Below are 25,367 nucleotides of genomic sequence, written 5' to 3' on the forward strand. Positions count from 1 at the left end.
AGATCCTCTCCTCGCAGTGGGCGGGGATGCCGGCGTTCCTCGGCGAGTACAGCGACGCCGGACAGCCCATCTCCGGGCTGTTCTACTACCTGAACCCCATCCAGAGCCGCGGCCAGTGGATGTGGTTCCTCGGCGAGATCCCGGCGTCGGTCGAACCGTGGATGATCGCGGTCCGGCTCGCCGTCGACCTCACGTTCATGATCGTCGGCGGCGCCATCTTCGCGATCTTCTGGGTCGAGACCACCGGCATGGGGCCGGAGGCGACCGCGAAGCAGATCCAGAACTCCGGGATGCAGATCCCCGGGTTCCGTCGGAACCCGCAGGTCGTCGAGAAGGTCATGGAGCGGTACATCCCGCAGGTGACGGTCATCGGCGGCGCCCTCGTCGGGCTGCTCGCCGTGATGGCGAACCTGCTCGGCACCATCGGTCAGGTCTCCGGAACGGGGCTGCTGCTGGCGGTCTCTATCACGTACAAGCTGTACGAGGAGATCGCGGAAGAGCAGCTGATGGAGATGCACCCGATGATGCGCCAGATGTTCGGCAACGAGTAGCGCTCCGCGACACATCCTTTTCGCGTCGAGTACCGCCCCTCCCAGCCGCCGGTTCGTCCGTTCGACCCGGGATCTCCGCGTTTATTGTCCCCGCCGACCAATCGTGCCGCATGGCAGACACGATCCTCGTGCCGCTCGAACTCCCGGACCCCGAGCCGCTGTCGCCGCTGCTGATCGAGGACCTCTCGTCGCTTGACGTCGTGGTGCTCGGGCACTACGCCCTCCCGGAGCAGACGCCGGCCAGCTCCGCCCGCGAGCAGTTCGGCGAGGCGGCGCGGGCGACGCTCGACGAGGTCGCCGACGCCTTCGCCGACGCGGGGGCGTCAGTCCGGACGCGGCTGGTGTTCGGGAAGGACCGGGCCGCCGCGATCCAGCAGGTCGCGGCCGACGAGGGGTGCGCCGCCGAACTCGACCCCGCGCCGACCGACGGCGTGCGGCGCATCCTCGTGCCGCTCCCGGACGTGGCGGAGTTCGAACGGCTCCCGCGGTTCATCCGCGTGTTGAGCGAGGACTCGACCCAGCGGATCACGCTGTTCCACGTCGTCGAGGGCGAGCAGCCCCGCGAGCGTGGCGAGGAGATCGTCTCCGAGACGCGCGACCGCCTGATCGAAGACGGGTTCGACGCCGCGGCGCTCGACACGCTGGTCGTCGAGGGGGACGAGCACGACGAGGAGATCCTCCGCGTGGCGGCCGACTACGACGCGGTCGTGATGTACGAACCCGAGTCCACCCTCGGCGATCACGTCTTCGGGACGCTCGCCGACCGCATCGCGAACGAGACCGACGACCCGGTGATCGTCGTCGACCGCGACTACTGACGCCCGCCGACGCCGTCGCGTCAGTCGCTCTGATACGCGGCCGACGGGGAACCGGGTCGCGCTACGCCACCGACACGGAAGTCGGACGTCGCCGCCCGAGAGGAGCTACGACTCGCCGCGCCGCTCGGATTCCTCGTCGTCGTTCTCTTCCACCGTTTCGCCGACGGTCTTCTCGACGGTCTCCTCCACCGTCTCTTCGACCGTTTCCTCGACGGTCTCCTCTACCGTCTCTTCGACCTTTTCGCCGACCGTTTCCTCGACGGTCTTCTCCACCGTCTCGCCGACTTTCTCCTCGACGGTCTCGCCGACTTTCTCCTCGACGGTCTCGCCGACTTTCTCCTCGACGGCCTCGCCGACCTTCTCCTCGACGGTCTTCTCAACCGTCTCGCCGACGGTCTCCTCGACTTTGCCCGTGACCTCCTCGCTGACGGTGTCGCTCACGTCGTCGGCGACCTCGCTGACCTCCTTGTTGACGGTCTCGCCGACGGTCTTCTCGACGGTTTCCCCGACGCTCTTCTCGACCTCCTTGCTCACCGTCTCCTCGACCTTCTCGCCGACGGTCTCCTCGACGGTCTTCTCGACTTCTTTGCTCACCGTTTCGCCGACGGTCTTCTCGACCTCCTTGTTGACCGTTTCGCCGACGGTCTTCTCGACGGTCTCACCGACGGTCTTCTCGACCTCCTTGTCGACGGTCTCGCCGACGCTCTCCTCGACCTTCTTGCCGACTTGGTCCGCCACCTCGCGGGTCATCCAGTCTGGGTCGAACCGCGCCATCTTCCAGACCACGTGGATCACGTAGGAGGCGAACACCCCGATCCCGAACGCGATCGCGACGTTGTTCATCTGCGTCGTCGCGATCAACACGATCGACAAGACGATCAGGGCGCCGTACGCGATGTCGGTTATCGCGTCCACTCGCGCCGGACTTACCATCCTCGCCCCTCCGTTCCGTCGTTGATTGCGGCGGGCCGTCCCCGTGCGGCGTCTCCGTTCATACGTTTACCTTCCGCGCCGACGGCGTAAAAGCCACTCATTGTCTCCGTCCCCGGGCGCCGTTCGGCGCTTCGGCGGCCCGCCGGTCCCGGAGCGGGGTCCTTTTAGCCCGGGCTGGCCGAATCGACGGTATGGACATCGAAGAGGGCGGACTCACTGTCTCCGTCCCGGAGGCCCGCGACGGCGCCAGCGAGGGCACCGGCGGCGGCGTCTTCTTCAACCCGACCCAGGAGCTGAACCGCGACGTGACGGTCGCGACGCTGCGCGCCTACCGCGACCGCGAGCCGCGCGCGGCCTCGTACCTCGACGCGATGGCCGCCTCGGGGATCCGAGGCGTCCGCGCGGCCGCCGAGGGGTACCGGGTCACCTGCGCCGACGTCGACGAGGAGGCGGTCGAACTCGCCGCCGCGAACCTCGACGCCAACGACCTCGACGGCGAGGCGGTCCACCGCGACGTCAACGCCCTGCTGTACGACGAGGGCCCGTTCGACGTCGTCGACCTCGACCCGTACGGCACGCCGATCCCCTTCGCGGACGCGGCGTTCGCGAACGGCCGCAACCTGGTCTGCGTCACCGCCACCGACACCGCGCCGCTGTGCGGGGCCCACCTCCAGAGCGGGATCCGCAAGTACGGCGCGGTCCCGCGGAACACCGACTACCACCCGGAGATGGGGCTCCGGACGCTGGTCTCGGCGCTCGTCCGGACCGCCGCGCGCTACGACAAGGCGGCGACGCCGGTCCTCTCGCACGTCTCCCGCCACTACGCGCGGACATACCTCGAACTGGAGTCGGGGGCCCGCGCGGCGGACGACTGCCTCGATGGCGTCGGGTACGTCGACCACTGCGAGGACTGCCTCTGGCGCGCGGCGACGCCGGGGCACGTCGCCGACCCGGTCGACGCCTGTCCGGAGTGCGGGGGCGACCGCGTCCTCACGGCCGGCCCGATCTGGCTCGGGCCGGTCGCCGACCCCGACTTCGCGCGCGCCGTCCGCCGCGAGGTGACCGACGACATGGGCGAGGCGAAACGCGCGCGTAAGCTCTTGGGCACCGTCGCGCGCGAGCTCGACACCCCCACGCACTACGACCAGCACCGGCTGTACAAGCAGTGGGGCGAGCCCGCCATCGGGATGGACGAGTTCGTCGAGCGCCTGCGCGGGGCCGGCCACGAGGCGAGCCGCGCGCACTACCGCGGCACGGCGGTCAAGAGCACGGCCTCGATCCCCGAGATGCGCGAGGCGGTCCTCGGCGAGGACGCGGACTGACGACGCCGGCCTCGGCGGGGACCCCGTCGCGCGGCCGGCACCCGCTGGTTTTTGTCGCCCTCGGTCGAACTGCCGGGCGTGTCCCGACACTCGCGCAGCGCGTTCGGCACGGTCCGGCGCGTCGCCGACCTCGCGGTTGACCGCCAGGTGACGTTCCTCGCCGCGGCCATCGCCTACTACGCGTTCGTCTCGCTCGTCCCCGCGCTCCTGCTGCTCGTCGTCGTCGCCACCGCGGTCTTCGGCGAGACCATCGCCGCGCAGCTGGTCGCGGCGACCGGTGACTTCCTCACGCCGGCCGGGGAGGAGGCGGTCGTCCTCGCGGTCTCCTCGGCCGGCGGCCGGACCGGCGCGAGCCTGCTCGGCGTCGGCGTGCTGCTCTGGTCGACGCTGAAGGTGTTCCGCGGGCTCGACACGGCGTTCGTCTCGCTGTACGGCGGCGACCAGACGCCCGGGTTCCTCAAACAGGTCGCCGACGCCGCCTCGGTCGTCGTCGGCGTCGGCCTCGGCCTCGGCGCGATGGTCGCCGTCGGCGCGTTCGTCGCGGCCGCGAACGCGCTCCCGCTGGTCGAGGTCGCGAGCGTCCTCGCGTTGCCCGTCCTCCTCGCGGTCGTGTTCCTCCCGATGTACTACCTCCTCCCGCAGCCGGCGGTCGGCGTCCGCGAGGCGCTGCCGGGCGCGGCGTTCGCGGCCGTCGGCTGGACGCTGCTTCAGGCCGGGTTCCAGGTGTACGCCGCGGGCGCCGCGCAGTATCAGGCGTACGGCGTCATCGGCGGGATCCTCCTCCTCGTCACCTGGCTGTACCTCGCGGCGGTCGTCGTCGTCCTCGGCGGCGTGGTCAACGTCGTGCTCGCAGACCGCGGCGACGGCGGCGAGGGCCGCCCGCCCGACCGGGACGCCGGGCCCGCCGGCCTCCCGAACGACGCCGCGGACCGGCAGTTACAACAGGACCGCGACCGACCCACGGGTATGAACGGCGAGTCGGACCCCGACGGGGACGACGGCGAACGGCCGCGCGGCGCGCCGGACGTCGCCGCCCTCGAAGCGGAGGTCCGCGAGCTGCGGTCGCAGCTCGACGAGTTCGAGGACGACGTGGAACGCCGCACGGTCGACAAACCGGAGGTCGAGTCGGAGCTGAAGCGGTACGTTCGCTCGCGGATGCGGCGCGGTCACGCCCGCGGCTGGGGGCCGTACCTTGTGCTGCTGTACGGGACGGTGCTGACGCTCGCGGCGCTGACATCGCTACAGGGGATCTACGCGGTCGGCGCCATCGTCGTCCTCGGGCTGTCGACGCTCGGGCTGTACACGATATTCGTCGTCGTCGGCATCGGCCTCAACCTGATCGAGACGCCCGGCAAGGCGCTCGACTACGCCCGCCGCCGCGGGGATGACTGACGCGGCGACCGCCGCGCCGGCGACGCCTCCCGGAGTGACCGACCCGTGACGGGGATCGTCGCCCCCGACCGCGGGCTCGGCGAGATCGCGGTCGTCGACGCCCTCCCCGAGTTCGTCGTCGTCCTCTTCGCGGCCGTCACCCACCTGGCGGACCCGTGGTTCCTCTTCGCGCTGCTCGCGGTCGGCTACTGGTTCGCGAGCGAGGGGGTCGCGGGGTCGCCGCGCCGCGCCGGCGCGACCGCCATCGCGGCCGTCACCTGCGCGTACGCCGCGACGGCGCTCGGCAAGGCGTGGTTCGCGGTCCCCCGGCCGCCCGGCGCGATGCCGCCCGCCGACGTGCCGACGTGGCTCCCCGCGCTGCTGACCGGGTGGTACGAGGCGCAGGTGCTCTCCGACGGGTTCGGATTCCCGAGCGGCCACGCCACCGGCGGCGCGGCCGCGTACCTCGCGCTGGCGCTGCTGTACGACCGGCTCTGGACGGACCGCGCCCGCTACTTCGCCGCCGGGGCGGTCGCGGTCGCCGTCGCGGCCTCGCGGGTGGTCATCGAGGTACACTTCCTCGTCGACGTGCTCGCCGGGCTCGCCGTCGGCGCGGGGACGGTCGCCGTCGCGCTGTGGCTGGCCGGCGACCCGCGGGTCCGCCGCTCGGCGAGCGCGGAGACGGCCGCCGGCCCCACCGCCGACCTGAACCCCGCCCCGGCGTTCCTCCTCGCGGCGGTCGTCTCGGCCGGCGCGCTGGCCGTCGCCGTCGCCGGCGGGTACACCGGCAAGGTCGTCGAGGCGGGGGTCGGGATCGCCACCGGCGCCGGCGGCGCGGTCGGCTGGCGGCTCGTCGAGGGCGACGAGCCCGCGGTCCCGGTCCGGGTCGCGGTCCCGGCGCTGGCGGTCACGGGCGGGCTCTGGGTCGGCGCCGACGCGCTCGCGGGGACCCTCCCCGTGACGCTGGTCGCGACCACCGCCGCCGTGGTCGCCGTCGTCGCGCTACCGGCGCTGCCCCGATACGCGGGGCGGACGGCCTGAGCGGTCGCGAACGTTCTCTCACGCGTCCCGACGGCCCGACCGGACGTACAGAGACCTGTCGGGGAGCGTGGCGGTGAACCGCAAAAAATCGAGGGCGAGTCGAACGAGTGCCGTGCGCCGAGCGGCCGCGCCGTCGCCTCAGAAGGTCTCCAGGTAGCGGTCCTCCTCCCACTGCGACACCTGGGTGAGGTACTCGCTGAACTCCTGGGACTTCGCCTCGGCGAACTTCTCGGAGGTGTGGGGGCCGAGCGCCTCTTGGAGCACCTCGTCGGCCTCCAGCTCCTCGACGGCGGCGCCGAGGTTCGGCGGCAGCGTCTCGATGCCGTACTCCTGGCGCTTCTCGTCGTCGAACTCGTAGATGTCCTCGCGGACCGGGTCGCCGGGGTCGGCGCCGGTCTTGATCCCGTCGAGGCCGGCGGCGATGAGCGACGCCATCCCGAGGTAGGGGTTACAGGACGGGTCGGGGCTGCGGACCTCGAAGCGCGCGGAGACGCCCGCGGCGTCGGGGACGCGGACGAGCGCCGAGCGGTTCGTGTCGGACCAGGCGACGTAGATCGGCGCCTCGTAGCCGGGCACCAGTCGCTTGTAGGAGTTCACGGTCGGGTTCGTCACGGCCGTGAACGCGGGCGCGTGGTTCAGGATGCCGCCCATGAACTGGTACGCGGTCTCGCTCAGGTTGAACTCGTCGTCGTCGTCGGCGAACGCGTTGCCGTCCTCGTCGAACAGCGAGATGTGGCTGTGCATGCCCGAGCCGTTGATGTCGGCGATGGGCTTGGGCATGAACGTCGCGTGGAGGTCGTGCTGCTCGGCGACGGCGCGGACGACGGCGCGGAACGTCGCGATGTTGTCCGCGGTCGAGAGCGCGTCGTCGTACTTGAAGTTGATCTCGTGTTGGCCCTCGGCGACCTCGTGGTGCGAGGCCTCGATCTCGAAGCCCATCTCCTCTAGCGTGAAGATGATCTCCTTGCGCACGTCGGACGCGAGGTCCTTCGGGGCGAGGTCGAAGTAACCGCCGTTGTCGTGCGGGATCGTGGTCGCGTTGCCGTCCTCGTCCTTCTCGAACAGGAAGAACTCCGGCTCCGGACCGATCGAGACGGAGTAGCCCATCTCCTCGGCCTCGGCGAGGACGCTTTTCAGCACCTGCCGCGGACCGCCGGCGAACGGCTCCCCGTCGGTGTCGACGATGTCACAGATGAGCCGCGCGGCGCCGCTGTCGCCGTCGCCGTCGCTGCGCCACGGGAGCACCGCGAACGTGTCGGGGTCGGGGACGAGCCGCATGTCCGACTCCTGGATACGCACGAACCCCTCTATGGAGGAGCCGTCGAAGTAGATGCCTTCGGTGAACGCCTTCTCCGCCTGGTGGGCGGGCACGGAGACGTTCTTCACGACGCCGAGGATGTCGGTGAACTGTAGCCGCAGAAAGTCGACGTTCCTCTCTTCGATCTCGTCGAGTACAGCCTGTTCCTCGGCCGTGAGGCCGCCGTCCGGTTTCGCTTGTTCGTCCGTCATGTTCTGGACGTCTGATTCGTTATCTGCCAGTATAAAGGCCTTATCGCTTGGCGCATGAACCGCCGGACAGGCAAAACTGCTGGACGTTCGTAAAATTCTAAACCCCCGAAAGCGTGGTTGGGTGTGATGACGTACGAAAACCTCGACGCGAAGCTCATCAACTCGCTGCTCAGCAACGGCCGCGCGAGCCTCCGGAGCCTGGGCGACGAGCTCGACGTGTCCGTGACGACCGTCTCGAACCACCTCCGCGACCTCGAAGAGGAAGGCGTGATCCGCGGGTACACGCCCGTCGTCGACTACGACAAGCTCGGCTACGACGTGACCGCGGTGCTCCAGCTCAAAGTCGAGGGGAGCGCGCTGCCGGACGTCACCGAGAAGCTGCGCCAGGAGAAGCAGATGGTGAGCGTCTACGAGGTCACGGGCGACTACGACGTGATCGCCATCGGGAAGTTCACCGACACGGACGGCATGAACGACCAGATCAAGTCGATCCTCACGGACGCGGACATCCGCGAGTCGAACACGAGCGTCGTCCTCAACGCGGTCACGGAAAACGAGCAGTTCGACCTCGACGTCGAGGAGTAATTCGCCCCGTCTCCGGACCGATTCCCGCCTACCGGTCCGCCGCCGCCTCCAGGACCTCCACCGCCGGGAGCGGCTCGCCCGTCAGCGCGCGGATGTACGCGCCGCCCGCGATGGAGACGTGCGAGAAGTCGTCCTCGCTCAGGCCGTACATCTCGATGGCCCGCGAGGTGTCGCCGCCGCCGACGACCGAGAAGCAGTCAGTCTCGGCGATGGCCTCGAGGACGCCGACGGTGCCGTCGGCGAACCGCTCGTCCTCGAAGACGCCGAGCGCGCCCTTCACGAAGACGGCGTCGGACTCGCGGATCGCCGGCTCGTAGTCGGCGACCGTCGCGGCGCCCACGTCGAGGAACGCCTCCCGCTTCTCCTCGATGTCGTCGACGGCGACCTCGGCGCGGTCGCCGTCGGCCCCCTCGTACGCGAGGTCGCTCGCCAGCCGAACCGCGTCGCCGCGCTCGTCGAGGACCGACTCGATCAGCTCGCGGTTCCCCTCCCACTGCTCGTCGAACAGGTCCATCTCTCCCACGTCGCGCCCGACGGGGTGCCCCGCGGCGCGTAAGAAGAGCTCGCCGGCGACGCCGCCGAGGAGGAAGCGGTCGACGCGGTCGTCCAAGGCGTCCATCACGCCGATCACGTCCGTCGCCTTCGTCCCCCCGACGACCATCGTGACCGGGCCGTCGAACTCACGGGTCGCGATGGCGGTGTTAGCCTCGTACTCGGTCTCCATCACGCGGCCCGCGTACGCGGGGAGGGCGAGCGGGAAGCCGACCAGCGAGGCGTGCGACCGATGCGCCGCCGAGTAGGCGTCGTTGACGTACGCGTCGAAGCGCGGAGCCAGCGTCTCCACGAGCTCCGTCTCCGCCTTCTCCTCGGGCGACGCCTCCGGGAGCTCGTCGTCGCACATCCGGGTGTTCTCCAGCAGGAGGACTTCGCCCGGTTCGAGCGCGTCGATGGCGTCCAGCGCCGCCTCGCCGTACGTGTCGGCCACGAACGCCACGTCGCGGCCGACGTGGTCGGCGAGGATGTCGGCGTGACCGGCGAGCGACGTGAAGTCGTCGCGGCCGGGCCGCCCCTGGTGGGCCATGAGGACGACGCGGTGACCGGCGTCGGCCAGTTCGCGGACGGTCTCCGCGTGGCGCTCGAAGCGGCGGTTGTCCTGCGGGTCGCCGTCCTCGATGGGGGAGTTGAGGTCCAGTCGGACGAGGACGCGACTGTCTGCCGGGAGGTCGTCGATGGTGTCGAAGGCTGGCATGGGTGAACGGTCGTCGATGAGTCACTTAAGCGGTGGCGCTCCGGGGTTGCGGTGCCGTCGGGAAGCGGTTCGGGGTCGGACGGGAGGCCGCGCTTACGCCTCGTCGCGCACGTACGCGGCCATGTCGAGCATCCGGTTCGAGAAGCCGTACTCGTTGTCGTACCAGGTGAGGATCTTCAGCAGCTTCCCGCCGGCGACGACGTTCGTCGACTGGAGGTCGACGTAGCTGGAGAAGGGGAGGCCGACGATGTCGGAGGAGACGACCTCCTCGTCGGTGTAGCCGAGGACGCCCGCGAGCGGGCCGGAGTCCGCGGCGTCGCGGAAGGCGGCGTTGACCTCCTCCTCGGTGACCGTCTCGTCGAGGCTGACGACGAACTCGGTGATCGAGCCGGTCGGGACCGGGACGCGCATCGCCATCCCGTCGATCTTCCCCTCCAACTGCGGGAGGACCTTCTGGGCGGCGCCCGCGGCGCCCGTCGACGTTGGGACGATGTTCTCCGCGGCGGCGCGCCCGCGGCGCCGCTTGCTCATCGGGCCGTCGATGAGGCTCTGGGAGCCGGTGTAGGCGTGGACGGTGGTGAGGGTGCCGGCGTCGATGCCGAACTCCGCGTCGAGCACCTTTGCGACCGGCGTGATGGAGTTCGTGGTACAGGAGGCGTTCGAGATCACGTCGTCGCCGTCGTACTCGTCGTGGTTGACGCCGTAGACGAGCTGTTTGACCGGCTTCTCGCCCTTCGGGGGCGCCGAGATGATCACGGTGTCCGCGCCGCCGTCGAGGTGCGCGCTCGCGTCGTCGCGGGTGCGGAAGACCCCCGTACACTCCAAGGCGACGTCGACGTCGAGCTCGTCCCAGGGGAGGTCCGCGGGGTCCTGGACGTTGAACAGCGAGACCGACGTGCCGCCGACGGTCAGCTCGTCGCCGTCGCGCTCGACGCCGTCGAGCCGGCCCATGACGGTGTCGTACTTCGCGAGGTACCCCATGTCGTCGAAGTCCATCACGTCGTTGATCCCGACGAGCTCGATCCGCGGGTGCTCCACCACCGCGCGGAACACGTTGCGCCCGATGCGACCGAAGCCGTTGAGCCCCACCCGCACGACCTCGTCGTCGCTCACGTCGTCACCGGCAGACAGATACGATTTACTCATGTTCGAAAAAGCCGAGACGCAACTACTTAAATCCGGCCCAGTCGCGCCGAGACCGTCATAATCGTTAGAATTTGTTACGCCCGGTATCGCCTATCGCCGGCGCGGTCGACCGAGCGCCGTCGCCCGACGTCGGCCGTCGCCCCCCGGCGCGAGGCGGATAGGGGCCGATACGGCGACCGACAGAAGGCTTATCGGGGTCACCGACTTCACGGAAGGTATGGACAGAGACGACCGCGACGATCCGTTCGGAGACTTCTTCGAGGAGATCGAGCGGATGATGAACGAGATGGCCAACGCGGACGCCCCGTCGGCCGACGACGCCGGGTTCGGCTCCGACACCCACGTCGACGCGTACACCACCGAGGAGTCGGTGCGTCTCGTCGCCGACCTCCCAGCCGTCTCGAAGGACGACCTCTCGCTGCGCTGCGACGGCGAGGCGCTCACCATCTCCGCGGTCTCCGACCGGCGCGAGTACGACGAGACGGTCGAGCTCCCCGCCCCCGTCGACGAGCACTCCGCGGATGCGACGTTCAACAACGGCGTCCTCGAGGTCTCGTTCGACCGCGACGACGACAGCGCGTCGATCGACCTGGCCTGAGTCGGTCGGGCCCCCGATCGCCCGGCGCCCCCGCTCTTCACCCGTCCTCGGCGGTCCGTCGGATCAGCGCCGCGAACCGGTCGTAGAAGCCGTCCTCGTACTTCGTCGCGGCGTCGACGGTCGGCCGCGCGTTCGTCTCGTTGACCACGAGCCGGTCGCCCGTCGCGAGCAGGTCGACGCCGAGGTAGTCGATCCCGAGCGCCGCGGCCGCGCGCTCGGCGAGGTCGCGCGCCTCGGGGTCGAGGTCGACGCCGCGGGCGGTCGCGCCGCGGTGAACGTTGTGCTTCCACCGGCCGGCCGCGAGCGCGTCGTCGTCGAGGACGCGCTCGACCGCCCCGGCGTACGCGCCGTCGACGACCATCGCGCGGTAGTCGCGCGCGTCGGGGAGGTACTCCTGGATCAGGAACGACTTGTCGCCGGTGGCGCGGTAGTCGTGGATCAGGTTCAGGTAGTCGACGACGCCGAGCAGGGAGTCGAGGTCGGTCGCGGTCGCGACGCCGACGCCCCGGGTCGCGGAGTTCGGCTTCACGACGACGGGATAGGAGAACCCCGCGGCGGCGTCGACGACGGCCGACTCGTCGACGGGGTTCGACACGAGCGTCGTCTTCGGCGTGGGCAGCCCCGCGGCCGACAGCGCGGCCAGCACGCCCGCCTTGTTCCGCGAGGTCACCACCGCGTCCCGGCCGTTCACCCACGGGACGCCGAGGCGCTCGTCGACGACCGCGCCCTCCATCAGGCGGGTGGGGTAGACGAGTCCCACGTCGACCCCCTCGAACTCGTCGGGGTCGGCCGGGACTCCCTCGCCGGCCTCGCCCTCCGAGACCCGCAGCGTCCGCTCTTTCGCCTGAACGTGGCCCACGTCGATGCCGCGGTCCGCGAGCGGCCCGCGCACGCGCTCGAACGTCTCCGCGTCGGTGGTCATCGCGAGCCTGAGCATACGCTCGCTGGGGTCCGTTCGGACTTAAGCGCGGTGCGAGCGCGACGACGGCGACACCGACACGGTACGCGGTGGCGCGTGCCTGCGAGCGGCCGCCGAAGGCGGTCGCGAGACAGCACGCGCGAGGTCGCCGGCGGCGGAGCCGCCGGCTGCCAGAGAATCTCCGATTCTCGCTGGGGTCGCTGGCTCCCGGAGCGAAGCGGAGGGTGCCAGCGACGAGGCTGGGGCTTTGGAGGCGATCGCGGTCTACCCGGTATCAGTGCTTTATAAACAACCGACCAGGTACTTGACGATGTTCTCAACCGGTCTACGTCTACCGATCTACTGTAGGTGGCCTTCCTCGCGGAGCTGTTCCGCCTCGCTCTTCTCGTAGCGCCACGAGATGTCGGCCTTCTCGTCCTGCCAGTCCCACGGCTCGACGAGGACGATGTCGTCTTCGCGGATCCACACGCGCTTCTGCATGCGACCGGGGATGCGGGCGGTTCGCTGTTTCCCGTCCGCGCAGCGCACCTTGACCCGGTTCGCGCCGAGCATCTCGACGACCTCCGCGAACACCTCGTCGTCGTCGGGCATCCGGAGGTCGTTCCGACCGCCGCCGTCTCCGTTGCTCATGCGTACGCGGTGATACGCGCTCGTCGAAATAAAAGGGCCGCTCTCCGCCGGAGCGCGCATCCGCCCCTTTTAAGCACGACCGACGACCACCCGACGATATGCGTGACACGCTCGGACTCGAAGGCATCGCCGGCCTCGTCGTCGTCGTCGCCGCCGTCGGGATCATCGCCGTCCGCGACCCGGTCATCGCCGGCGCCGTGATGGTGCTGCTCGCCGGCCTCGCGCTGATCGCGAAGGGGCTCGTCGACACCGCCATGCGGTCGTTCGGACTGAAGTGACGCCGCCGCGGTCGCCCCGAGCGCGGAATCCCGGCGTCCCGAAAGAGTCATAATCACCGACCGTTCCCCTCCGGTATGGTCGAAGTACCCGCCGTCGCGGTCGAACTCGTCGAACTCCTCGCCGTCACCGTCGGCGCCGGCGCGGCCGCCGCGGTCGGCGTCGTGCTCGAACGGTTCGGGCTCTCCGCGGTCTCGGGCGGCGACCTCGTGCTCGGCGCGTGGGCCGTCGGCATGGGACTGATCGCGCTGTACGTCGGACTCGTCGGCCTCGGCTACGAGCAGGCGCTCCCGCGGCTGCGCCGGCTCGCGAGCGGCGAGTAGGACCTACTTCTCCCCTCGGTCCCGCACGCTCCCCGAACGCTCACAGCTCTCCGTCGGCCGCCAGCTCGCGCACCCGGGCCGCGCGCTCGCGGATCGACTCCCACTCGGCGTCGTCCTTGCCGTCGACGTGCGAGTACATCAGCCCCATCCGCCCGGTGCCGCGCAGCGCCTCCTCGTTCTCCTTCAGGAAGTCCCAGTAGAGCGCGTTGAACGGGCAGGCGCCCTCGCCGGTGGTCCGCGAGACGGCGTACGGGCAGTCCGCGCAGTGGTCGCTCATGCGGTTGACGTAGCTCCCGGAGGAGGCGTACGGCTTCGAGGAGAGCACGTCCGTGCCGAACGACCCCATCGCGACGACGTTCGGCGTCGTCACCCAGTGGTACGCGTCGACGAACCCGAGGTGGAACCACTCGTTCAGTTCGGCCGGGTCGGCGCCGTACACCAGCGCGAAGTTCGACAGCACCATCAGGCGCTCGATGTGGTGGGCGTAGCCGTACTCGCGGACGTGGTCGACCGCCTCGGAGAGACACCGCATGTCGGTGTCGCCGTCCCAGTAGGCGGGCGGGAGGTCCCGGTCCTGTCCCAACTGATTCGCGTCGGCCAGTTCCGGCATCGCCTCGCGGTAGACGTGACGCACGAACTCTCGCCAGCCGATCACCTGCCTGACGAACCCCTCCGCGGCGTTGAGCGGGACGGGCGCCGGCTCCGTTGACTCCGCCGACTCCGCGCCGTCGCCGAAGTCGTCGAGCGACGCCGTCGCCCCGCCCGACGCGCCGTGCTCCGCCGGGTCGTACCCGCCGGGGTCGACGCCGCGCTCCGCGTAGGCGCGCTCGACCGCCCGGACCGGCTCGCGCGGGTCGAGCAGGCCGAGGTTGATCGCCGGCGAGAGCAGCGAGTGCGAGCAGAACGGCTCGCCGCCGACCATCGCGTCCTGATACCGACCGAACGCGGGGAGCCCGTCGCTGACGAAGCGGTCGAGCGCCTCCAGGGCCGCCTCGCGCGTCACCGGCCACGCGAACTCGTCGAGCGAGTCGTTCCCCCACGTGTCGAACCGCTCGCGGACCCACGCGTAGGTCTCGCGGGTCAGCCCGTCCGGCTCGAACGCCGGTCGCGCCGGCGGCTCCCAGCCGTCGGGCGGCGTCTCCTGGTTCAGGTCGTCGTAGTTCCACTCCCCGCCGACCGGGTCGCCGTCGTCCATCAACACCCCCGTCTCGCGGCGGACGTGCCGGTACCAGTTCTCCTGCCGGAAGGTGCGCTCGGCGGCGCCGTCGTCGCCGACGAGCGGTCCGTCGCCGTCGCCCGCCCACTCGCGCCAGTCGGCCGGCGTCGTCCAGAACAGCTCGTTGTCGACGAGGTCGAGGGTCCCGCCGCGCTCGGCGACCAGCCCGCGGAGCCGCTCGCCGGCGCCGTGGCTCGCGGGGCGCATGAGCCGCAGGCGCGGGCCGTCTCCTCCGCTCGCGTCCCGCTCCGCGAAGAACTCGTCGAGCCCCTCGCCGAACGACTCGGCCCGCACGTAGGTCACGTCGTGGCCGCGCTCGCGGAGCTCGTCGCGGAAGTGCCGCATCGCCGAGAACACGAGCGTCAGCTTGTGGGCGTGGTACGGCTTCCGGTCGGCGAAGCCGTGTGCCTCGATCAGCAGCACGTCGTCGGCGGCGTCGAGGACGTCGAGGTCGGGGTTGAGCTGGTCGCCGAGCAGCCAGCAGGTCGTCCGGTCGCTCACGGTACCCGATCCACGGGCGCCACCGACATAGCTCCGGCGGCGCCGCGGATTTCCCCGATCGCCGAGCGTCCAGCACCGCCGCGGCATCCGCGGCTTTTTGTCGCCCCCGCGTGTCGGGCGACCCATGAACGACATTCTCACGAACTGGCTGCTCGGTCTGATCGCCGCCCTCCTCGCCGTCCTGGTACTCGACTCGACCGGCCAGTCGTTCCTCGACCCCCTCTCGCCGATCGCGAACGTGCTCGCGCTCGTGACGTTCCTCGCCTTCGTCATCCTCACCGGCGCGTTCCTCGTGTACACCGCGTCGTTCCGTAACTGGCGCGCCGACGCCCGCCGGCGATCCGATCGGTTCCCGGCCCCCTCCGCCGCCGCGCGTAGCTTTTTGCCGCGCCTCGCACTGATCGAGGCATGGAGTACACGACGCTCGGGAACACGGGGACGACCGTCTCGAAGATCTGTCTCGGCTGTATGAGCTTCGGCGACCCCGACTGGCGCGAGTGGGTCCTCGACGAGGAAGACGGGAAAGAGCTGGTCGAGCGCGCGATCGACCTCGGCGTGAACTTCTTCGACACCGCCAACATGTACTCGAACGGCGCGAGCGAGCGCGTCCTCGGCGAGGCGCTCGACGGCCACGACCGCGACGAGTTCGTCGTGGCGACGAAGGGGTACTTCCAGATGGACGAGTCGAACCCGAACTCGGGCGGGCTCTCGCGGAAGGCGATCGAACAGGAGCTGTCGAACTCCCTCGACCGGCTCGACACCGACACGATCGACCTCTATCAGATCCATCGCTGGGACGACGACACCCCGATCGAGGAGACGCTGGCCGCGCTCGACGACGCGGTGCGGCGCGGCGACGTGCGGTACGTCGGGGCCTCCTCGATGTGGGCCCACCAGTTCGCGGAGTCGCTCCGCGTCAGCGAGCGCGAGGGGTACGAGCGGTTCGCCACGATGCAGAACCACTACAACCTCGCGTACCGGGAGGAGGAACGCGAGATGCTCCCGCTCTGCGAGAAGGAGAGCGTCGGCGTGATGCCGTGGAGCCCGCTCGCGCGCGGCTACCTGGCGCGCCCCCACGAGGAGGTGGACGCCACCCTCCGCGGCGAGACCGAAGACCACCTCTACGCGCACCCGTACCGCGAGGGCGGCGGCCGCGAGGTCAACGAGCGCGTCGAGGAGCTCGCCGCCGAGAAGGGCGTGAAGATGGCGCAGATCGCCCTGGCGTGGCTGTTCCACAAGGAGTGGGTCGACACGCCCATCGTCGGGACGACCAGCGTCGAACACCTCGAAGACGCGGTCGAGGCGCTCGACGTCGACCTCTCCGACTCCGACCTCGACTGGCTCGAAGCGCCGTACGAGCCGGTCCGCGTCTCCGGCCACGAGTGAGGGGCCGACCGGCCGCCCCGGGTTATAAACGCACCGTCGCGGACGCCACGGCAACCCTTTTCGGCGGCGCCGCCGAACCGTGGCGCATGGCAGACGACGACGCCACCGACCCCGAGAACGGCGAGGCCGGTGAACAGGGCGACGCCGCCGACGGCGACGACGGCGAGGAGAAGTCCTTCCGCGAGCGCGTCGAGGAGATCCGCGAGCGACGCGAGCAGGAGCGGGAGGAGGGCGACCGCCCCGACCCCGAGGAGATGATGGGCGGCGGCGGCCCGCCGGGGATGGGCGGTGGCGGCGGCGGGAACCCCTTCGCGCAGATGATGTCCGGCATGATGGGCGGCGGCGGTCCCGGCGGCGCGGGCGGCCCGCCCGGCATGGGCGGCGGCCCCGGCGCGCAGGGCGAGCAGGGCCCCCGCGGCGACGACGGCGGCAACGAGGAGCTCGTCCGCGAGGTGCGCCAGCTCCGCGACGAGGTCCGCGACGCGACCCGCCAGCTCCAGCGCATCGCGCAGGCGCTCGAAGACGACTGAGCCGCCGGCAGCTCCCCGCGCCGTCTTCCTCCGTTTTCCGCTCCCGAACAGCGACCCGTCCGTCGGTCTTTCGGACAGTAGCGGTGTGCCCGAGGACATCCGCGTCCCGCAAAAAATCCGCGTCGCCGACCGCTCGTTACCGCCGCTGCCCGTCTAACACTCCGACCAGCCGCACGACTCGCACGTCTTGCAGCCCTCGGAGTAGTAGAGGTTCATGCCGCCGCACTCGGGGCACTCGGGCGACTCGCCCGCCGCGATGAGCTCCTGCGTCGAGTCGTCCGCGCCCGCGTCGTCGTCGTCCGCCGCCGGCCCGGGCCCGCTCGGAGCGTCGGTCGCCGTGCCGGCGTCGACCGCGCCGCCGTCGGTCTGGCTCGGACGACCCGCGCCGGAGGCGGCCTCCTCGACGTCGTCGAGGCTCTGTTGCTGGGGGATCCCCTTGTCGACGTCGTCGTCGAGGTAGCGCCGCAGTGCGGTGCCGATGGCGTCCGGGATCGACTGGATCTGCTCGCCTTTGTCCCAGGCGACCTTCGGGCTCCGGGTGCCCTGAAGCTCGTCGACGATCTCTTCGGGGTCGACGCCGGAGCGCAGCGCCGTCGAGATGACCTTCGCCAGCGCCTCCGTGAAGGAGTTGGTGTAGCCGCCGGAGTGGCCGATGTTCGCGAACAGCTCGAACGGCAGCCCGTTCTCGTCCTCGTTGATGGTGACGTACAGCTTGCCGTAGCCCGTCTCGACGCGCTGCGTGACGCCGTTCAGGGAGTCGGGGCGCGGGCTGCGCTCGCTGTAGTCGATCCGGGGCTGCTCCGTCGCTTCGAGGAGGTCCGCGACCTCGGCGTCGATCGCCGCGCGGACGTCCTCGTTGTCGAGGAACGCCTCGACGCCGCCGAACACGTCGTTGATCTGCTCGACGATGGTCTCGGCGGCCTCGGTCTCGTCGGCGAACTCGGTGTTCTGCGCGCGGGTCGTGAGCACCTGCTTCGAGCGGGTGCCGTCGCGGTAGTAGGTGACGCCCTTCCCGCCGTTCTCGTAGATGTACTCGAAGACCTCCTTGGCGTCGTCGAGCGTGGAGTCGTTCGGCGCGTTCACCGTCTTCGAGATGGCGGAGTCGACGCCCTTCTGACAGGCGACCTGGACGCCGGCGTGGTCCTTCGCGGAGAGGTCGCCGGTGACGACGAACAGCTCGCCGATCGCGTCCGGCACCGTCTCTAACCCCTCGACGCCGTCGAACGCGTTCTCGGCCATCTGCTCTTGGGCCTCCTGTTTGACCGCGTCGACGTCGACGTCGTTGGCCTCCAGGGTGCGCAGGAAGTAGTCGTCGAACTCGACGAGCATCTCGTCGCCCTGGACGTCGTCGGAGACGTTCTTGTAGTAGGCGACGTTGTAGATGGGCTCGCAGCCGCCGGTCGTGTTGCCGATCATCGACGTCGTGCCCGTCGGGGCGATCGTCGTCGTGTTGTGGTTGCGGATCGGGAAGCCGTCCGCCCACTCGTCGGCGTCGAGCCCGGTGTAGTGCTCGAACCAGTCGCGGTGTTCGGTCGGGTTCGCGTACTTCGAGTCCGCCCAGTCGTTGAACGTCCCGCGCTCCTCGGCGAGCTCGTGGGAGGCGAGCTTCGACTCGTGGTTGATGTGGGTCATCAGCTGGCGGGCGATCTCGTTGCCCGACTCGGAGCCGTAGCGGACGCCGAGCTGGACGTACAGCTGCGCGAGCCCCATGATCCCCAGCCCGATCTTCCGCATGTCCCGGACCTTCTGTTCGATCTCCGGGACGGGGAAGTCGGACATCGTGACGACGTTCTCGAGGAAGCGGGTGCCGTACGCGATCCGCTCGTCGAACGCCTCGAAGTCGATCGCCTCGTCCAGGAACGCCTCGACGGCGGCCGCCTCGGAGTCGTACTCGTCGGCGTGCTCGTCGGACCAGACGCGCCAGTCCGGCGCGTCGAGGTCGGCGAGCGTCGAGAGGTTGATGTGGCCGAGGTTACAGGCCTCGTACTCCTCGAGGGGCTGCTCGCCGCAGGGGTTCGTCGCGAGGATCCGGTGTTCCGGATGCTCCTCGACGTCGAAGGAGTGCTCCTTGTTGATCCGCTCGAGGTAGACGACGCCCGGCTCCCCGTTCTCGTGGGCGCCCTCGATCATGTGGTCCCAGATCTCGGCCGCCGGGACGGAGAGCTCCTCGCCCACCTCGACGTGCTCGCCGAGGCCGAACATGTCGTACAGCTCCTTCGTCTCCGGCGTCGCGACGTGGGGCTCCTCCGTGCGCGGGTTGGTGAAGGTGAACTCCTCGTCGTTCTCCAGCGCCTCCATGAAGTCGTCCGTGACGCCGACGCTGATGTTGAAGTTCGAGAGGTGTCCCTCGACGGCGTTCCGGAGGTGCTCGGGCACCTTCCCGTCCTCGTCGATGAGGTCGCGGGCCTCCTCTAAGGCGTCCGCGAAGGAGTTGTGCGTGAAGTCGTCGGGGTCGTTCAGGCGCAGCGAGTGGGCCAGGGAGACGTCCTTGTTCTTCGCGTGGATGAACTGGATGACGTCGGGGTGCGAGACCCGCATGACGCCCATCTGGGCGCCGCGGCGCGCGCCGCCCTGCGCGATGGTCTCGCACATCTGGTCGAACGTCCGCATGAACGTGATCGGACCGGACGCGATGCCGCCGGTGGAGCCGACGGAGTCGCCGTACGGGCGGAGCTGCCAGAACGCGTACCCCATGCCGCCGCCGGACTGGAACACCTCGGCCGCCTCCTTGGCGGTCTGGTGGATGTCGGTGATGTCGTCGCCGGGCGAGTCGACGAAGCAGGCGGAGAGCTGCTGGAGCTCGTCGCCCGCGTTCATCAGGGTGGGGGAGTTCGGCATGAACGAGAGCGACTCCATCCCCTGCCGGAACGTCTCCGCCGTCGCCTCGACGTGGTCGCGCACGCTCTCGGGCAGCTCGGGGACGACCGTCTCGTACGCGAACTTGTTGACGTTGTGGGCGGTGAGCGTCGTCTCCGCGTCGTCCGCCGCGGTCGTGCCCGCGCCGAAGACCTCCTCGGCGAGCTCGTCGCGTCGCGGGTGGTCGGGCTTCAGCTGGTCGGGCGTGACGGTGACCTCGACGCCCTGCTTCTCGGCCTCGAAGACGGCCTCCGCGAGCGCGACGTTGCGCGCGACGCGGTCGAACAGCTCCTCCTGGTCCTCCGCCGGCTCGCCGTCCGCGTTCTTCCGGAGGTAGCGCGCGGGCAGGATGTTGTGGTAGGCGTTGCCCGTGAGCCGCTCCTCCATGGTGTCGCCCGTGGTGCGTTTGATCGGTAGCTCGACTCCGTCCGCGGTGACGCCGTCGCTGCTCATTCGGCGGCCACCCCGCTGGCTTGGCGTGGGATATGGGTCATCTGTAGTGTTGGTGTACTGGCGAGGCGGGCCCTTGTAGGTTCGGATGTTCGGACCTGCCCGGCATCTACATGTCCGATTCGGTATGTAACGTCGGTCCGGCGCGTCTGACGCTGACTACGGTACGTCGGTAAAGGACGGACTCCGTACACATAAGCATGGGTAGACCGGAGTGAAACTGGTCGTCGAACGACCAAACCGAGCGACGGAAGCGGCCTCCCACCGGAACAAAAGGGGGGTTGTCGGCCGGAGATTTCCCCGGTAACGACGGCCGCTCGTCTCTCTGTGTCCGTCCTCGGGCGGATCGCGCGTCGGACTCGACGCAGTTCTCGCCGCCGATATATCAACGATCGACAACTGGGTCCGCCCTCGTCCCACAAGCTTATCCCCGGCCTCGCCGTGACCCCGGACATGACCGCACCGTCGCTCGCGCTCGCGGGACTCGTCGCGTCGGCACAGGCCGCGCTGCTCGGCAGTCAGATCGGCCAGCTGCTGGTCGCCCTGGTCGCCGTCGCGCTGATCATCGTCGTCGGCAAGTTCGTGCTGAAGCTCGCGTGGCGGCTCGTCACGATCGGTATCGTCGTCGTGGCCGCGTTCTACCTGCTGTCGACGCTGGGCGTCGTATAACGAACCGACGGGGGAGCCGCCCCGCCAACGGGACGGGCGCTCGGCTTACTGGAACGCGGCGCCCGGCTCGGCCTCGTCGCGGTCGACCTCCGACCGCTTGAACCGCTGTTCTATCTCCTCGTAGCGCTCGCGCGTCTCGGGGGTGACGCTCGGGTTCACCTCGCGCAGCGCGTCCTCGAAGTGGGCCATCGTCACGCGGACGTTACCGACGGACTCGCCGACCTCCTCCGGGGTGACGCTGCCGATGAACTCCCGTGAGGCGTTCATCGACGCCTCGCGGGCGACCGCCTCGATGTCGGCGCCCACGTACCCCTCGGTCTTGCGCGCCAGCGCGTCGAGGTCGACGTCGTCCGCCAGCGGCTTGTCCCGCGTGTGGACCTCGAAGATCCGGCGGCGCGCCGCCTCGTCGGGGACGGGCACGTGGACGTGCCGGTCCAGCCGTCCGGGGCGCAGCAGCGCCGAGTCGATGAGGTCCGGGCGGTTCGTCGTCGCGATGACGACCACGTCCTCCAGCGATTCGAGCCCGTCGAGCTCCGTCAGCAGCTGGGAGACGACGCGCTCTCCCACGCCGGAGTCGCCGGAGTTCTGCCCGCGCTCGGTGGCGATCGAGTCGATCTCGTCGAAGAACACGATCGTCGGCGCGTTCTCGCGGGCCTTGCTGAACACCTCGCGGACGCCCTTCTCGGACTCGCCCACGTACTTGTTCAGCAGCTCCGGCCCCTTGATCGAGATGAAGTTCGACTCGCTCTCGTTGGCGACCGCCTTCGCGAGCAGGGTCTTCCCCGTGCCCGGCGGGCCGTACATCAGGACGCCCTTGGCGGCTTCCATGTCCAGCTCCTCGAACACTTCGGGGTACTCGAGCGGCCACTGGATCGTCTCGCGGAGCCGCTCTTTGGTGTCTTCGAGGCCGCCGACCTGGTCCCAGCTGACGTCCGGGACCTCGACGAACACCTCGCGGAGCGCGGAGGGCTCGATGCCCTTCATCGCCTCCTTGAAGTCCGCCTCGGTCACCTGGATGCTGTTCAGCACGTCGGCGTCGATCTCGTCGCTTTCGAGGTCGATCTCCGGCCGGATGCGCCGCAGCGCGTGCATCGCGGACTCCTTCGCGAGCGACTCCAGGTCGGCCCCGACGAACCCGTGGGTGTTCTCGGCGTACTCGTCTAGGTCGACCCCGTCGGTCAGCGGCATGTTCCGCGTGTGGACCTGGAGGATCTCCTTGCGGCCGTCGCGGTCGGGGACGCCGACCTCGATCTCGCGGTCGAAGCGGCCGCCCCGGCGGAGCGCCTGGTCGATGGCGTCGACGCGGTTCGTCGCCCCGATGACGACGACCTCGCCGCGCTCCTCGAGCCCGTCCATCAGCGACAGCAGCTGGGCCACGACGCGGCGCTCCACGTCGCCGCCGGCCTCCTCGCGCTTGGGCGCGATGGAGTCCAGCTCGTCCATGAAGATGATCGCCGGCGACTCCTCGGACGCCTCCTCGAACACCTCGCGGAGCTGCTCTTCGCTCTCGCCGTAGTACTTCGACATGATCTCCGGGCCGGAGATCGTGTGGAAGTCCGCGTCGATCTCGTTGGCGACCGCCTTCGCGATCAGCGTCTTCCCAGTGCCCGGCGGGCCGTGGAGCAGGACGCCCTTCGGCGGGTCGATGCCGAGGCGCTTGAACAGCTCCGGGTGCCGCATGGGCAGCTCGATCATCTCGCGGACCTGTTCGAGCTCGTCGTCGAGCCCGCCGATGTCCTCGTAGGTGACGTCGGGGCCCTCGCCGGTGCCGCCGGCGGTGTCGCCGCGGTCGGCGATCTCCTCGGCGGATATCTCCGAGATCGAGATGTCGGTCTCGTCGGTGATGACGACCGTGCCGCCGGGGCTCGTCTCGGCGATCTTCATCGGGACCGCCTGCGACTGGCCGCCCATCAGCCCGAAGCCGAGGGAGGTCCGGATCGTCTGTCCCTCGGTGACGGGCTGTCCGGAGAGCTTGTCGCGGATGAACGGGGCGATCTGTCCCCGCACCCGCAGCTGGCTCGGGAAGGCGATCGTCACCGCGTCCGCCCGCGAGACGTCGACGTCCTCGACGGTGACGCGGTCGTCGATCCCCACGTCGGCCTCCTGGCGGAGGCGGCCGTCGATGCGGATCACGCCGGTGCCGTCGTCCTCGGGGTAGCCGGGCCAGACGCGGGCGATCGCGGCCCCGTCGCCGCCCTCGACGCGGACGATGTCCCCGCCGGAGAGCCCGAGCTCCTCGGCCGCGACGCGGTCGATCGCCGCGAGGCGGCGACCGGCGTCCTTCTGTTTCAGCGGCTTGACGGTCAGCTTCATCGCTCGCCCTCCACGGTGAGCACGCCGTTGTTCACGGCCGCGTCGACGGCCGTCCCCGGCAGCTCGAACTCCGATTCGACCGGACCGTCCGGTCCCTCCACGACGACGATCGCCGTCTCGCCGACGGTGTCGACGGTGACCGAATCGTCGTCGGCCCCGAGGTCGGCGGCGACGATCCACCGGTCGTCGTACTCGTACCGGCGCAGCAGCGCGCCCTCGCCGGTCGATCGGGTCTGTATGTGATTCATCCTAACTACGAGTTAGTCGCAAAGACATATAAACTTGTCGCTCAAAATCGCATGACGTGAGTGTTTTCGATCGCATCGGTAGTGTAGCGGTTCGGACTGGATCACCCGGCGATCGGGCGCCGTCGAGCGATCGGATTCGGGGCCGGTGCGGATCGCCGGTCCGCGGGCCGGATCCCTCCGGCGTTTATACCGCTCGGCGCCGAACCGCCCGGACATGGAACGGGTCACCCACGACGGCCGCGAGACTGCGTACCGCCGGTTCGACCGCGGCGGCGACGGACCGACGGTCTGTCTCGTCCACGGCAGCGGCGGCACGAAGGACGTCTGGAAGTCGCAAGCGCGGCTCGCGGACCGCTTCCCCGCGGTCGCGGTCGACCTCTCCGGCCACGGCGACAGCGGCGACGCGACGGCGTCCGCCGGCCGCGAGGCGCTCGAGGCGTACGCGGACGACGTCGTCGCGGTCGCCGAGGCGACGGACGCGACGGTCCTCTGCGGGAACTCGCTCGGGGGCGCGGTCGCGCTGTGGGTCGCCTTAGAGCGGGACCTCGCGCTCGACGGCCTCGTGCTCGCCGGCACGGGCGCGAAGCTCGCGGTGGCCGAACCGCTCCGCGACGCGCTCGCCGACGACTTCGAGCGGGCGGTCTCGCTGCTCCACGAGCCGGACCGGCTCTTCCACGACGCGCCCGCGGAGTACGTCGAGCTCTCCGAGGCGGCCATGCGCGCCTGCGGGCGCGCCGTCACCGAACGCGACTTCCTGACGTGCCACCGGTTCGACGTTCGGGACCGGCTCGGCGAGGTCGCGGTCCCGGCGCTCGCGGTCGTCGGCGCGCACGACGGGCTCACCCCGCCGGCGTACCACGAGTACCTCGCGGCGGAGATCCCCGAGGGGGAGCGGACCGAGATTCCCGACGCCGCCCACCTCGCGATGCTCGAACGGCCGACGGCGTTCAACGACGCGCTCGCGGAGTTCCTCGGCCGACTGTAGTTGCCGCGGCCGTGCGGACCGCAGTCACCGGTCACCGCGCGCCGTCCGTAGCTCGGAGGCACCCTCCACGCCCGAGGCTCGGAGGCACCCTTTTAGGTCGCCCGCGCGTCGCGGGGCCACATGGTCGACAGCGACGAACGGGAGCCGGACACGGGTCGCGCGGACGGATCCGGGGACCGGGCGGACGCCGCGGGCGCCCCCGCCGAGCCCGACATCGAGGACCTGCTCGCGAAGCTCGACGCCCTGAGCGACACCGTCGACGAGGACCACGAGCGCGAGAAGGTCAGGCAGACCATCTCGCTCGTCGAGCGGATGCCCGGGACCGGCGCGCTCGCCGGGCGGATCACCAAGTACACCTCCCGCGACCTCGCCGAGTCGTTCGTCGGCGCGGTGCTCTTCGCGCTCCCCCTGCTCGTCGAGGGCGGCGTCTTCGAGATCGCGGCCTGGTTCGCGGCGACGACCGTCGCGGGCGTCCCGGTCCTCCTGATCGGTCACGTGGGGTTCATCCTCGTCGCGGTCGCCGGCCTCCTCTACTTCGCCGACTTCCGGCAGATCACGATCCGGCACCCGATCTTCGGACTCGTCCCCCGCCGGTACGCCGGCGTCCTCGTCGTCTCGCTGGCCACGTCGGCCAGCATGCTGCTGTTCTGGGGCCGGCTCCACGAGGGCGACCCGACCGCGCTCGAACGGGCCGGGCGGATCGCCGTCGTCTGGGCCGCCGCCGCGTTCGGCGCGGGGCTCGGCGACATCCTCCCCGGCGAGTCCCACGGCGAGGACCTCGGGAAGTTCGACCTCGACATCGGCGACACCGAGTGACTCGACGCGGTCGATCGCGCCGGAGCGGTCCGCGGTCGCCGCACGCGATCCGAGCAGTCTGCCCGATCCGGTCCGGGGACTCCCGGTTTTCCACAGCTTTTTCGCCGCGGCGACCCTACCCGCGTT

The 25,367-nt window shown here is 70.1% G+C and carries 23 protein-coding genes and 2 pseudogenes; 15 read left to right on the top strand and 10 right to left on the bottom strand.

The annotated features are described in order from the left end of the window. Positions 1-551: pseudogene (locus DVK06_RS09075) on the top strand (preprotein translocase subunit SecY); the annotation flags it as partial. A 110-nt stretch (positions 552-661) separates the two neighbouring features. Next, positions 662-1,369, top strand: coding sequence for a universal stress protein (locus tag DVK06_RS09080; protein WP_121600056.1), 708 nt, complete (start codon positions 662-664; stop codon positions 1,367-1,369). A gap of 105 nt (positions 1,370-1,474) precedes the next feature. On the opposite strand, the gene DVK06_RS09085 is transcribed toward DVK06_RS09080, so the two are convergent. Further along, positions 1,475-2,302 carry a hypothetical protein gene (locus DVK06_RS09085; protein WP_121600057.1) on the bottom strand — a complete coding sequence of 276 codons (828 nt, stop codon included), beginning with the start codon at positions 2,300-2,302 and terminating at the stop codon, positions 1,475-1,477. A gap of 191 nt (positions 2,303-2,493) precedes the next feature. Here DVK06_RS09085 and DVK06_RS09090 point away from each other — a divergent pair, with 191 nt between their 5' ends. From DVK06_RS09090 to DVK06_RS09100, 3 genes are all read left to right on the top strand, one after another. Next, positions 2,494-3,624 carry a tRNA (guanine(26)-N(2))-dimethyltransferase gene (locus DVK06_RS09090; protein WP_121600058.1) on the top strand — a complete coding sequence of 377 codons (1,131 nt, stop codon included), beginning with the start codon at positions 2,494-2,496 and terminating at the stop codon, positions 3,622-3,624. 78 nt (positions 3,625-3,702) lie between these two features. Next, positions 3,703-5,016 (top strand): YihY/virulence factor BrkB family protein, encoded by a 1,314-nt coding sequence (locus tag DVK06_RS09095; RefSeq protein ID WP_121600059.1) that lies wholly within the window; start codon positions 3,703-3,705, stop codon positions 5,014-5,016. A 45-nt stretch (positions 5,017-5,061) separates the two neighbouring features. Continuing rightward, positions 5,062-6,036: a phosphatase PAP2 family protein gene (locus tag DVK06_RS09100; RefSeq protein ID WP_053770536.1), complete on the top strand. Its 975-nt coding sequence runs from the start codon at positions 5,062-5,064 to the stop codon at positions 6,034-6,036. A gap of 138 nt (positions 6,037-6,174) precedes the next feature. Here the strand turns inward: DVK06_RS09100 and glnA are convergent, their stop codons facing one another. Further along, positions 6,175-7,545, bottom strand: a complete 1,371-nt coding sequence (gene glnA / locus DVK06_RS09105; protein ID WP_121600060.1) for a type I glutamate--ammonia ligase — start codon at positions 7,543-7,545, stop codon at positions 6,175-6,177. 126 nt (positions 7,546-7,671) lie between these two features. On the opposite strand from glnA, the gene lrp reads away from it, so the two are divergent. Further along, positions 7,672-8,130 (top strand): HTH-type transcriptional regulator Lrp, encoded by a 459-nt coding sequence (gene lrp, locus DVK06_RS09110; RefSeq protein ID WP_004597351.1) that lies wholly within the window; start codon positions 7,672-7,674, stop codon positions 8,128-8,130. A 28-nt stretch (positions 8,131-8,158) separates the two neighbouring features. Here lrp and DVK06_RS09115 read toward each other — a convergent pair whose 3' ends face one another. Next, positions 8,159-9,379, bottom strand: a complete 1,221-nt coding sequence (locus DVK06_RS09115) for a phosphoglycerate kinase (protein ID WP_121600061.1) — start codon at positions 9,377-9,379, stop codon at positions 8,159-8,161. A 93-nt stretch (positions 9,380-9,472) separates the two neighbouring features. Further along, positions 9,473-10,525 (bottom strand): type I glyceraldehyde-3-phosphate dehydrogenase, encoded by a 1,053-nt coding sequence (gene gap, locus DVK06_RS09120; RefSeq protein ID WP_121600062.1) that lies wholly within the window; start codon positions 10,523-10,525, stop codon positions 9,473-9,475. 217 nt (positions 10,526-10,742) lie between these two features. Here gap and DVK06_RS09125 point away from each other — a divergent pair, with 217 nt between their 5' ends. Then, positions 10,743-11,123 carry an Hsp20/alpha crystallin family protein gene (locus DVK06_RS09125; protein ID WP_053770540.1) on the top strand — a complete coding sequence of 127 codons (381 nt, stop codon included), beginning with the start codon at positions 10,743-10,745 and terminating at the stop codon, positions 11,121-11,123. Positions 11,124-11,160: 37 nt separating this feature from the next. Here the strand turns inward: DVK06_RS09125 and DVK06_RS09130 are convergent, their stop codons facing one another. Together DVK06_RS09130 and eif1A are read right to left on the bottom strand one after the other, a co-directional pair. After that, positions 11,161-12,060 carry a RimK family alpha-L-glutamate ligase gene (locus DVK06_RS09130; protein ID WP_121600063.1) on the bottom strand — a complete coding sequence of 300 codons (900 nt, stop codon included), beginning with the start codon at positions 12,058-12,060 and terminating at the stop codon, positions 11,161-11,163. 321 nt (positions 12,061-12,381) lie between these two features. Continuing rightward, the gene (gene eif1A / locus DVK06_RS09135; protein ID WP_004597376.1) at positions 12,382-12,672 is read right to left on the bottom strand and encodes a translation initiation factor eIF-1A; all 291 of its coding nucleotides are present in this window, start codon (positions 12,670-12,672) and stop codon (positions 12,382-12,384) included. 98 nt (positions 12,673-12,770) lie between these two features. On the opposite strand from eif1A, the gene DVK06_RS09140 reads away from it, so the two are divergent. Both DVK06_RS09140 and DVK06_RS09145 read left to right on the top strand, forming a co-directional pair. After that, positions 12,771-12,950, top strand: a complete 180-nt coding sequence (locus DVK06_RS09140) for a hypothetical protein (RefSeq protein ID WP_053770542.1) — start codon at positions 12,771-12,773, stop codon at positions 12,948-12,950. 75 nt (positions 12,951-13,025) lie between these two features. Then, entirely contained in the window at positions 13,026-13,271 is a 246-nt protein-coding gene (locus DVK06_RS09145; RefSeq protein ID WP_053770543.1) for a hypothetical protein, read from the top strand. Positions 13,272-13,311: 40 nt separating this feature from the next. Here DVK06_RS09145 and DVK06_RS09150 read toward each other — a convergent pair whose 3' ends face one another. Next, positions 13,312-14,988, bottom strand: a complete 1,677-nt coding sequence (locus DVK06_RS09150) for a cryptochrome/photolyase family protein (protein ID WP_121600064.1) — start codon at positions 14,986-14,988, stop codon at positions 13,312-13,314. Between the two features lie 124 nt (positions 14,989-15,112). Between DVK06_RS09150 and DVK06_RS09155 the strand changes: the two are divergent. The 3 genes and pseudogenes from DVK06_RS09155 to DVK06_RS09165 all read left to right on the top strand — a co-directional run. After that, positions 15,113-15,304: pseudogene (locus DVK06_RS09155) on the top strand (hypothetical protein); the annotation flags it as partial. 92 nt (positions 15,305-15,396) lie between these two features. Continuing rightward, a complete protein-coding gene (locus DVK06_RS09160; RefSeq protein WP_121600065.1) occupies positions 15,397-16,374 on the top strand; it encodes an aldo/keto reductase in 978 nt (325 codons plus the stop codon). Positions 16,375-16,460: 86 nt separating this feature from the next. Further along, a complete protein-coding gene (locus DVK06_RS09165) occupies positions 16,461-16,904 on the top strand; it encodes a hypothetical protein (RefSeq protein WP_053770547.1) in 444 nt (147 codons plus the stop codon). 153 nt (positions 16,905-17,057) lie between these two features. Here the strand turns inward: DVK06_RS09165 and DVK06_RS09170 are convergent, their stop codons facing one another. Beyond that, a complete protein-coding gene (locus DVK06_RS09170) occupies positions 17,058-20,213 on the bottom strand; it encodes an adenosylcobalamin-dependent ribonucleoside-diphosphate reductase (protein WP_121600066.1) in 3,156 nt (1,051 codons plus the stop codon). 423 nt (positions 20,214-20,636) lie between these two features. On the opposite strand from DVK06_RS09170, the gene DVK06_RS09175 reads away from it, so the two are divergent. Continuing rightward, positions 20,637-20,879, top strand: a complete 243-nt coding sequence (locus DVK06_RS09175; protein ID WP_121600245.1) for a hypothetical protein — start codon at positions 20,637-20,639, stop codon at positions 20,877-20,879. A gap of 45 nt (positions 20,880-20,924) precedes the next feature. Here DVK06_RS09175 and DVK06_RS09180 read toward each other — a convergent pair whose 3' ends face one another. Beyond that, entirely contained in the window at positions 20,925-23,192 is a 2,268-nt protein-coding gene (locus DVK06_RS09180) for a CDC48 family AAA ATPase (protein WP_121600067.1), read from the bottom strand. Beyond that, entirely contained in the window at positions 23,189-23,440 is a 252-nt protein-coding gene (locus DVK06_RS09185) for an Hsp20/alpha crystallin family protein (protein WP_053770551.1), read from the bottom strand. Before DVK06_RS09185 ends, DVK06_RS09180 begins: the two co-directional genes overlap by 4 nt. Positions 23,441-23,654: 214 nt before the next feature. Between DVK06_RS09185 and DVK06_RS09190 the strand changes: the two genes are divergently transcribed. Then, positions 23,655-24,425, top strand: a complete 771-nt coding sequence (locus tag DVK06_RS09190; protein WP_053770552.1) for an alpha/beta fold hydrolase — start codon at positions 23,655-23,657, stop codon at positions 24,423-24,425. 120 nt (positions 24,426-24,545) lie between these two features. Next, positions 24,546-25,241 carry a DUF2391 domain-containing protein gene (locus tag DVK06_RS09195; protein WP_121600068.1) on the top strand — a complete coding sequence of 232 codons (696 nt, stop codon included), beginning with the start codon at positions 24,546-24,548 and terminating at the stop codon, positions 25,239-25,241. Positions 25,242-25,367 lie beyond the last annotated feature (126 nt).

The sequence above is a fragment of the Halorubrum sp. Atlit-28R genome (assembly GCF_003665955.1).
Lineage (GTDB): Archaea > Halobacteriota > Halobacteria > Halobacteriales > Haloferacaceae > Halorubrum > Halorubrum tropicale.

Excerpts from the sequence above, each read along its gene's own strand:
- DVK06_RS09190 (WP_053770552.1), top strand. The coding sequence starts at position 23,655 with ATGGAACGGGTCACCCACGACGGCCGCGAGACTGCGTACCGCCGGTTC.
- DVK06_RS09165 (WP_053770547.1), top strand. The coding sequence starts at position 16,461 with ATGGCAGACGACGACGCCACCGACCCCGAGAACGGCGAGGCCGGTGAA.
- eif1A (WP_004597376.1), bottom strand. The coding sequence starts at position 12,672 with ATGAGCAACGGAGACGGCGGCGGTCGGAACGACCTCCGGATGCCCGAC.
- DVK06_RS09090 (WP_121600058.1), top strand. The coding sequence starts at position 2,494 with ATGGACATCGAAGAGGGCGGACTCACTGTCTCCGTCCCGGAGGCCCGC.
- glnA (WP_121600060.1), bottom strand. The coding sequence starts at position 7,545 with ATGACGGACGAACAAGCGAAACCGGACGGCGGCCTCACGGCCGAGGAA.
- DVK06_RS09085 (WP_121600057.1), bottom strand. The coding sequence starts at position 2,302 with ATGGTAAGTCCGGCGCGAGTGGACGCGATAACCGACATCGCGTACGGC.
- DVK06_RS09185 (WP_053770551.1), bottom strand. The coding sequence starts at position 23,440 with ATGAATCACATACAGACCCGATCGACCGGCGAGGGCGCGCTGCTGCGC.
- gap (WP_121600062.1), bottom strand. The coding sequence starts at position 10,525 with ATGAGTAAATCGTATCTGTCTGCCGGTGACGACGTGAGCGACGACGAG.
- DVK06_RS09195 (WP_121600068.1), top strand. The coding sequence starts at position 24,546 with ATGGTCGACAGCGACGAACGGGAGCCGGACACGGGTCGCGCGGACGGA.
- DVK06_RS09080 (WP_121600056.1), top strand. The coding sequence starts at position 662 with ATGGCAGACACGATCCTCGTGCCGCTCGAACTCCCGGACCCCGAGCCG.
- DVK06_RS09130 (WP_121600063.1), bottom strand. The coding sequence starts at position 12,060 with ATGCTCAGGCTCGCGATGACCACCGACGCGGAGACGTTCGAGCGCGTG.
- DVK06_RS09170 (WP_121600066.1), bottom strand. The coding sequence starts at position 20,213 with ATGAGCAGCGACGGCGTCACCGCGGACGGAGTCGAGCTACCGATCAAA.
- DVK06_RS09140 (WP_053770542.1), top strand. The coding sequence starts at position 12,771 with ATGCGTGACACGCTCGGACTCGAAGGCATCGCCGGCCTCGTCGTCGTC.
- DVK06_RS09115 (WP_121600061.1), bottom strand. The coding sequence starts at position 9,379 with ATGCCAGCCTTCGACACCATCGACGACCTCCCGGCAGACAGTCGCGTC.
- lrp (WP_004597351.1), top strand. The coding sequence starts at position 7,672 with ATGACGTACGAAAACCTCGACGCGAAGCTCATCAACTCGCTGCTCAGC.
- DVK06_RS09160 (WP_121600065.1), top strand. The coding sequence starts at position 15,397 with ATGGAGTACACGACGCTCGGGAACACGGGGACGACCGTCTCGAAGATC.
- DVK06_RS09145 (WP_053770543.1), top strand. The coding sequence starts at position 13,026 with ATGGTCGAAGTACCCGCCGTCGCGGTCGAACTCGTCGAACTCCTCGCC.
- DVK06_RS09180 (WP_121600067.1), bottom strand. The coding sequence starts at position 23,192 with ATGAAGCTGACCGTCAAGCCGCTGAAACAGAAGGACGCCGGTCGCCGC.
- DVK06_RS09125 (WP_053770540.1), top strand. The coding sequence starts at position 10,743 with ATGGACAGAGACGACCGCGACGATCCGTTCGGAGACTTCTTCGAGGAG.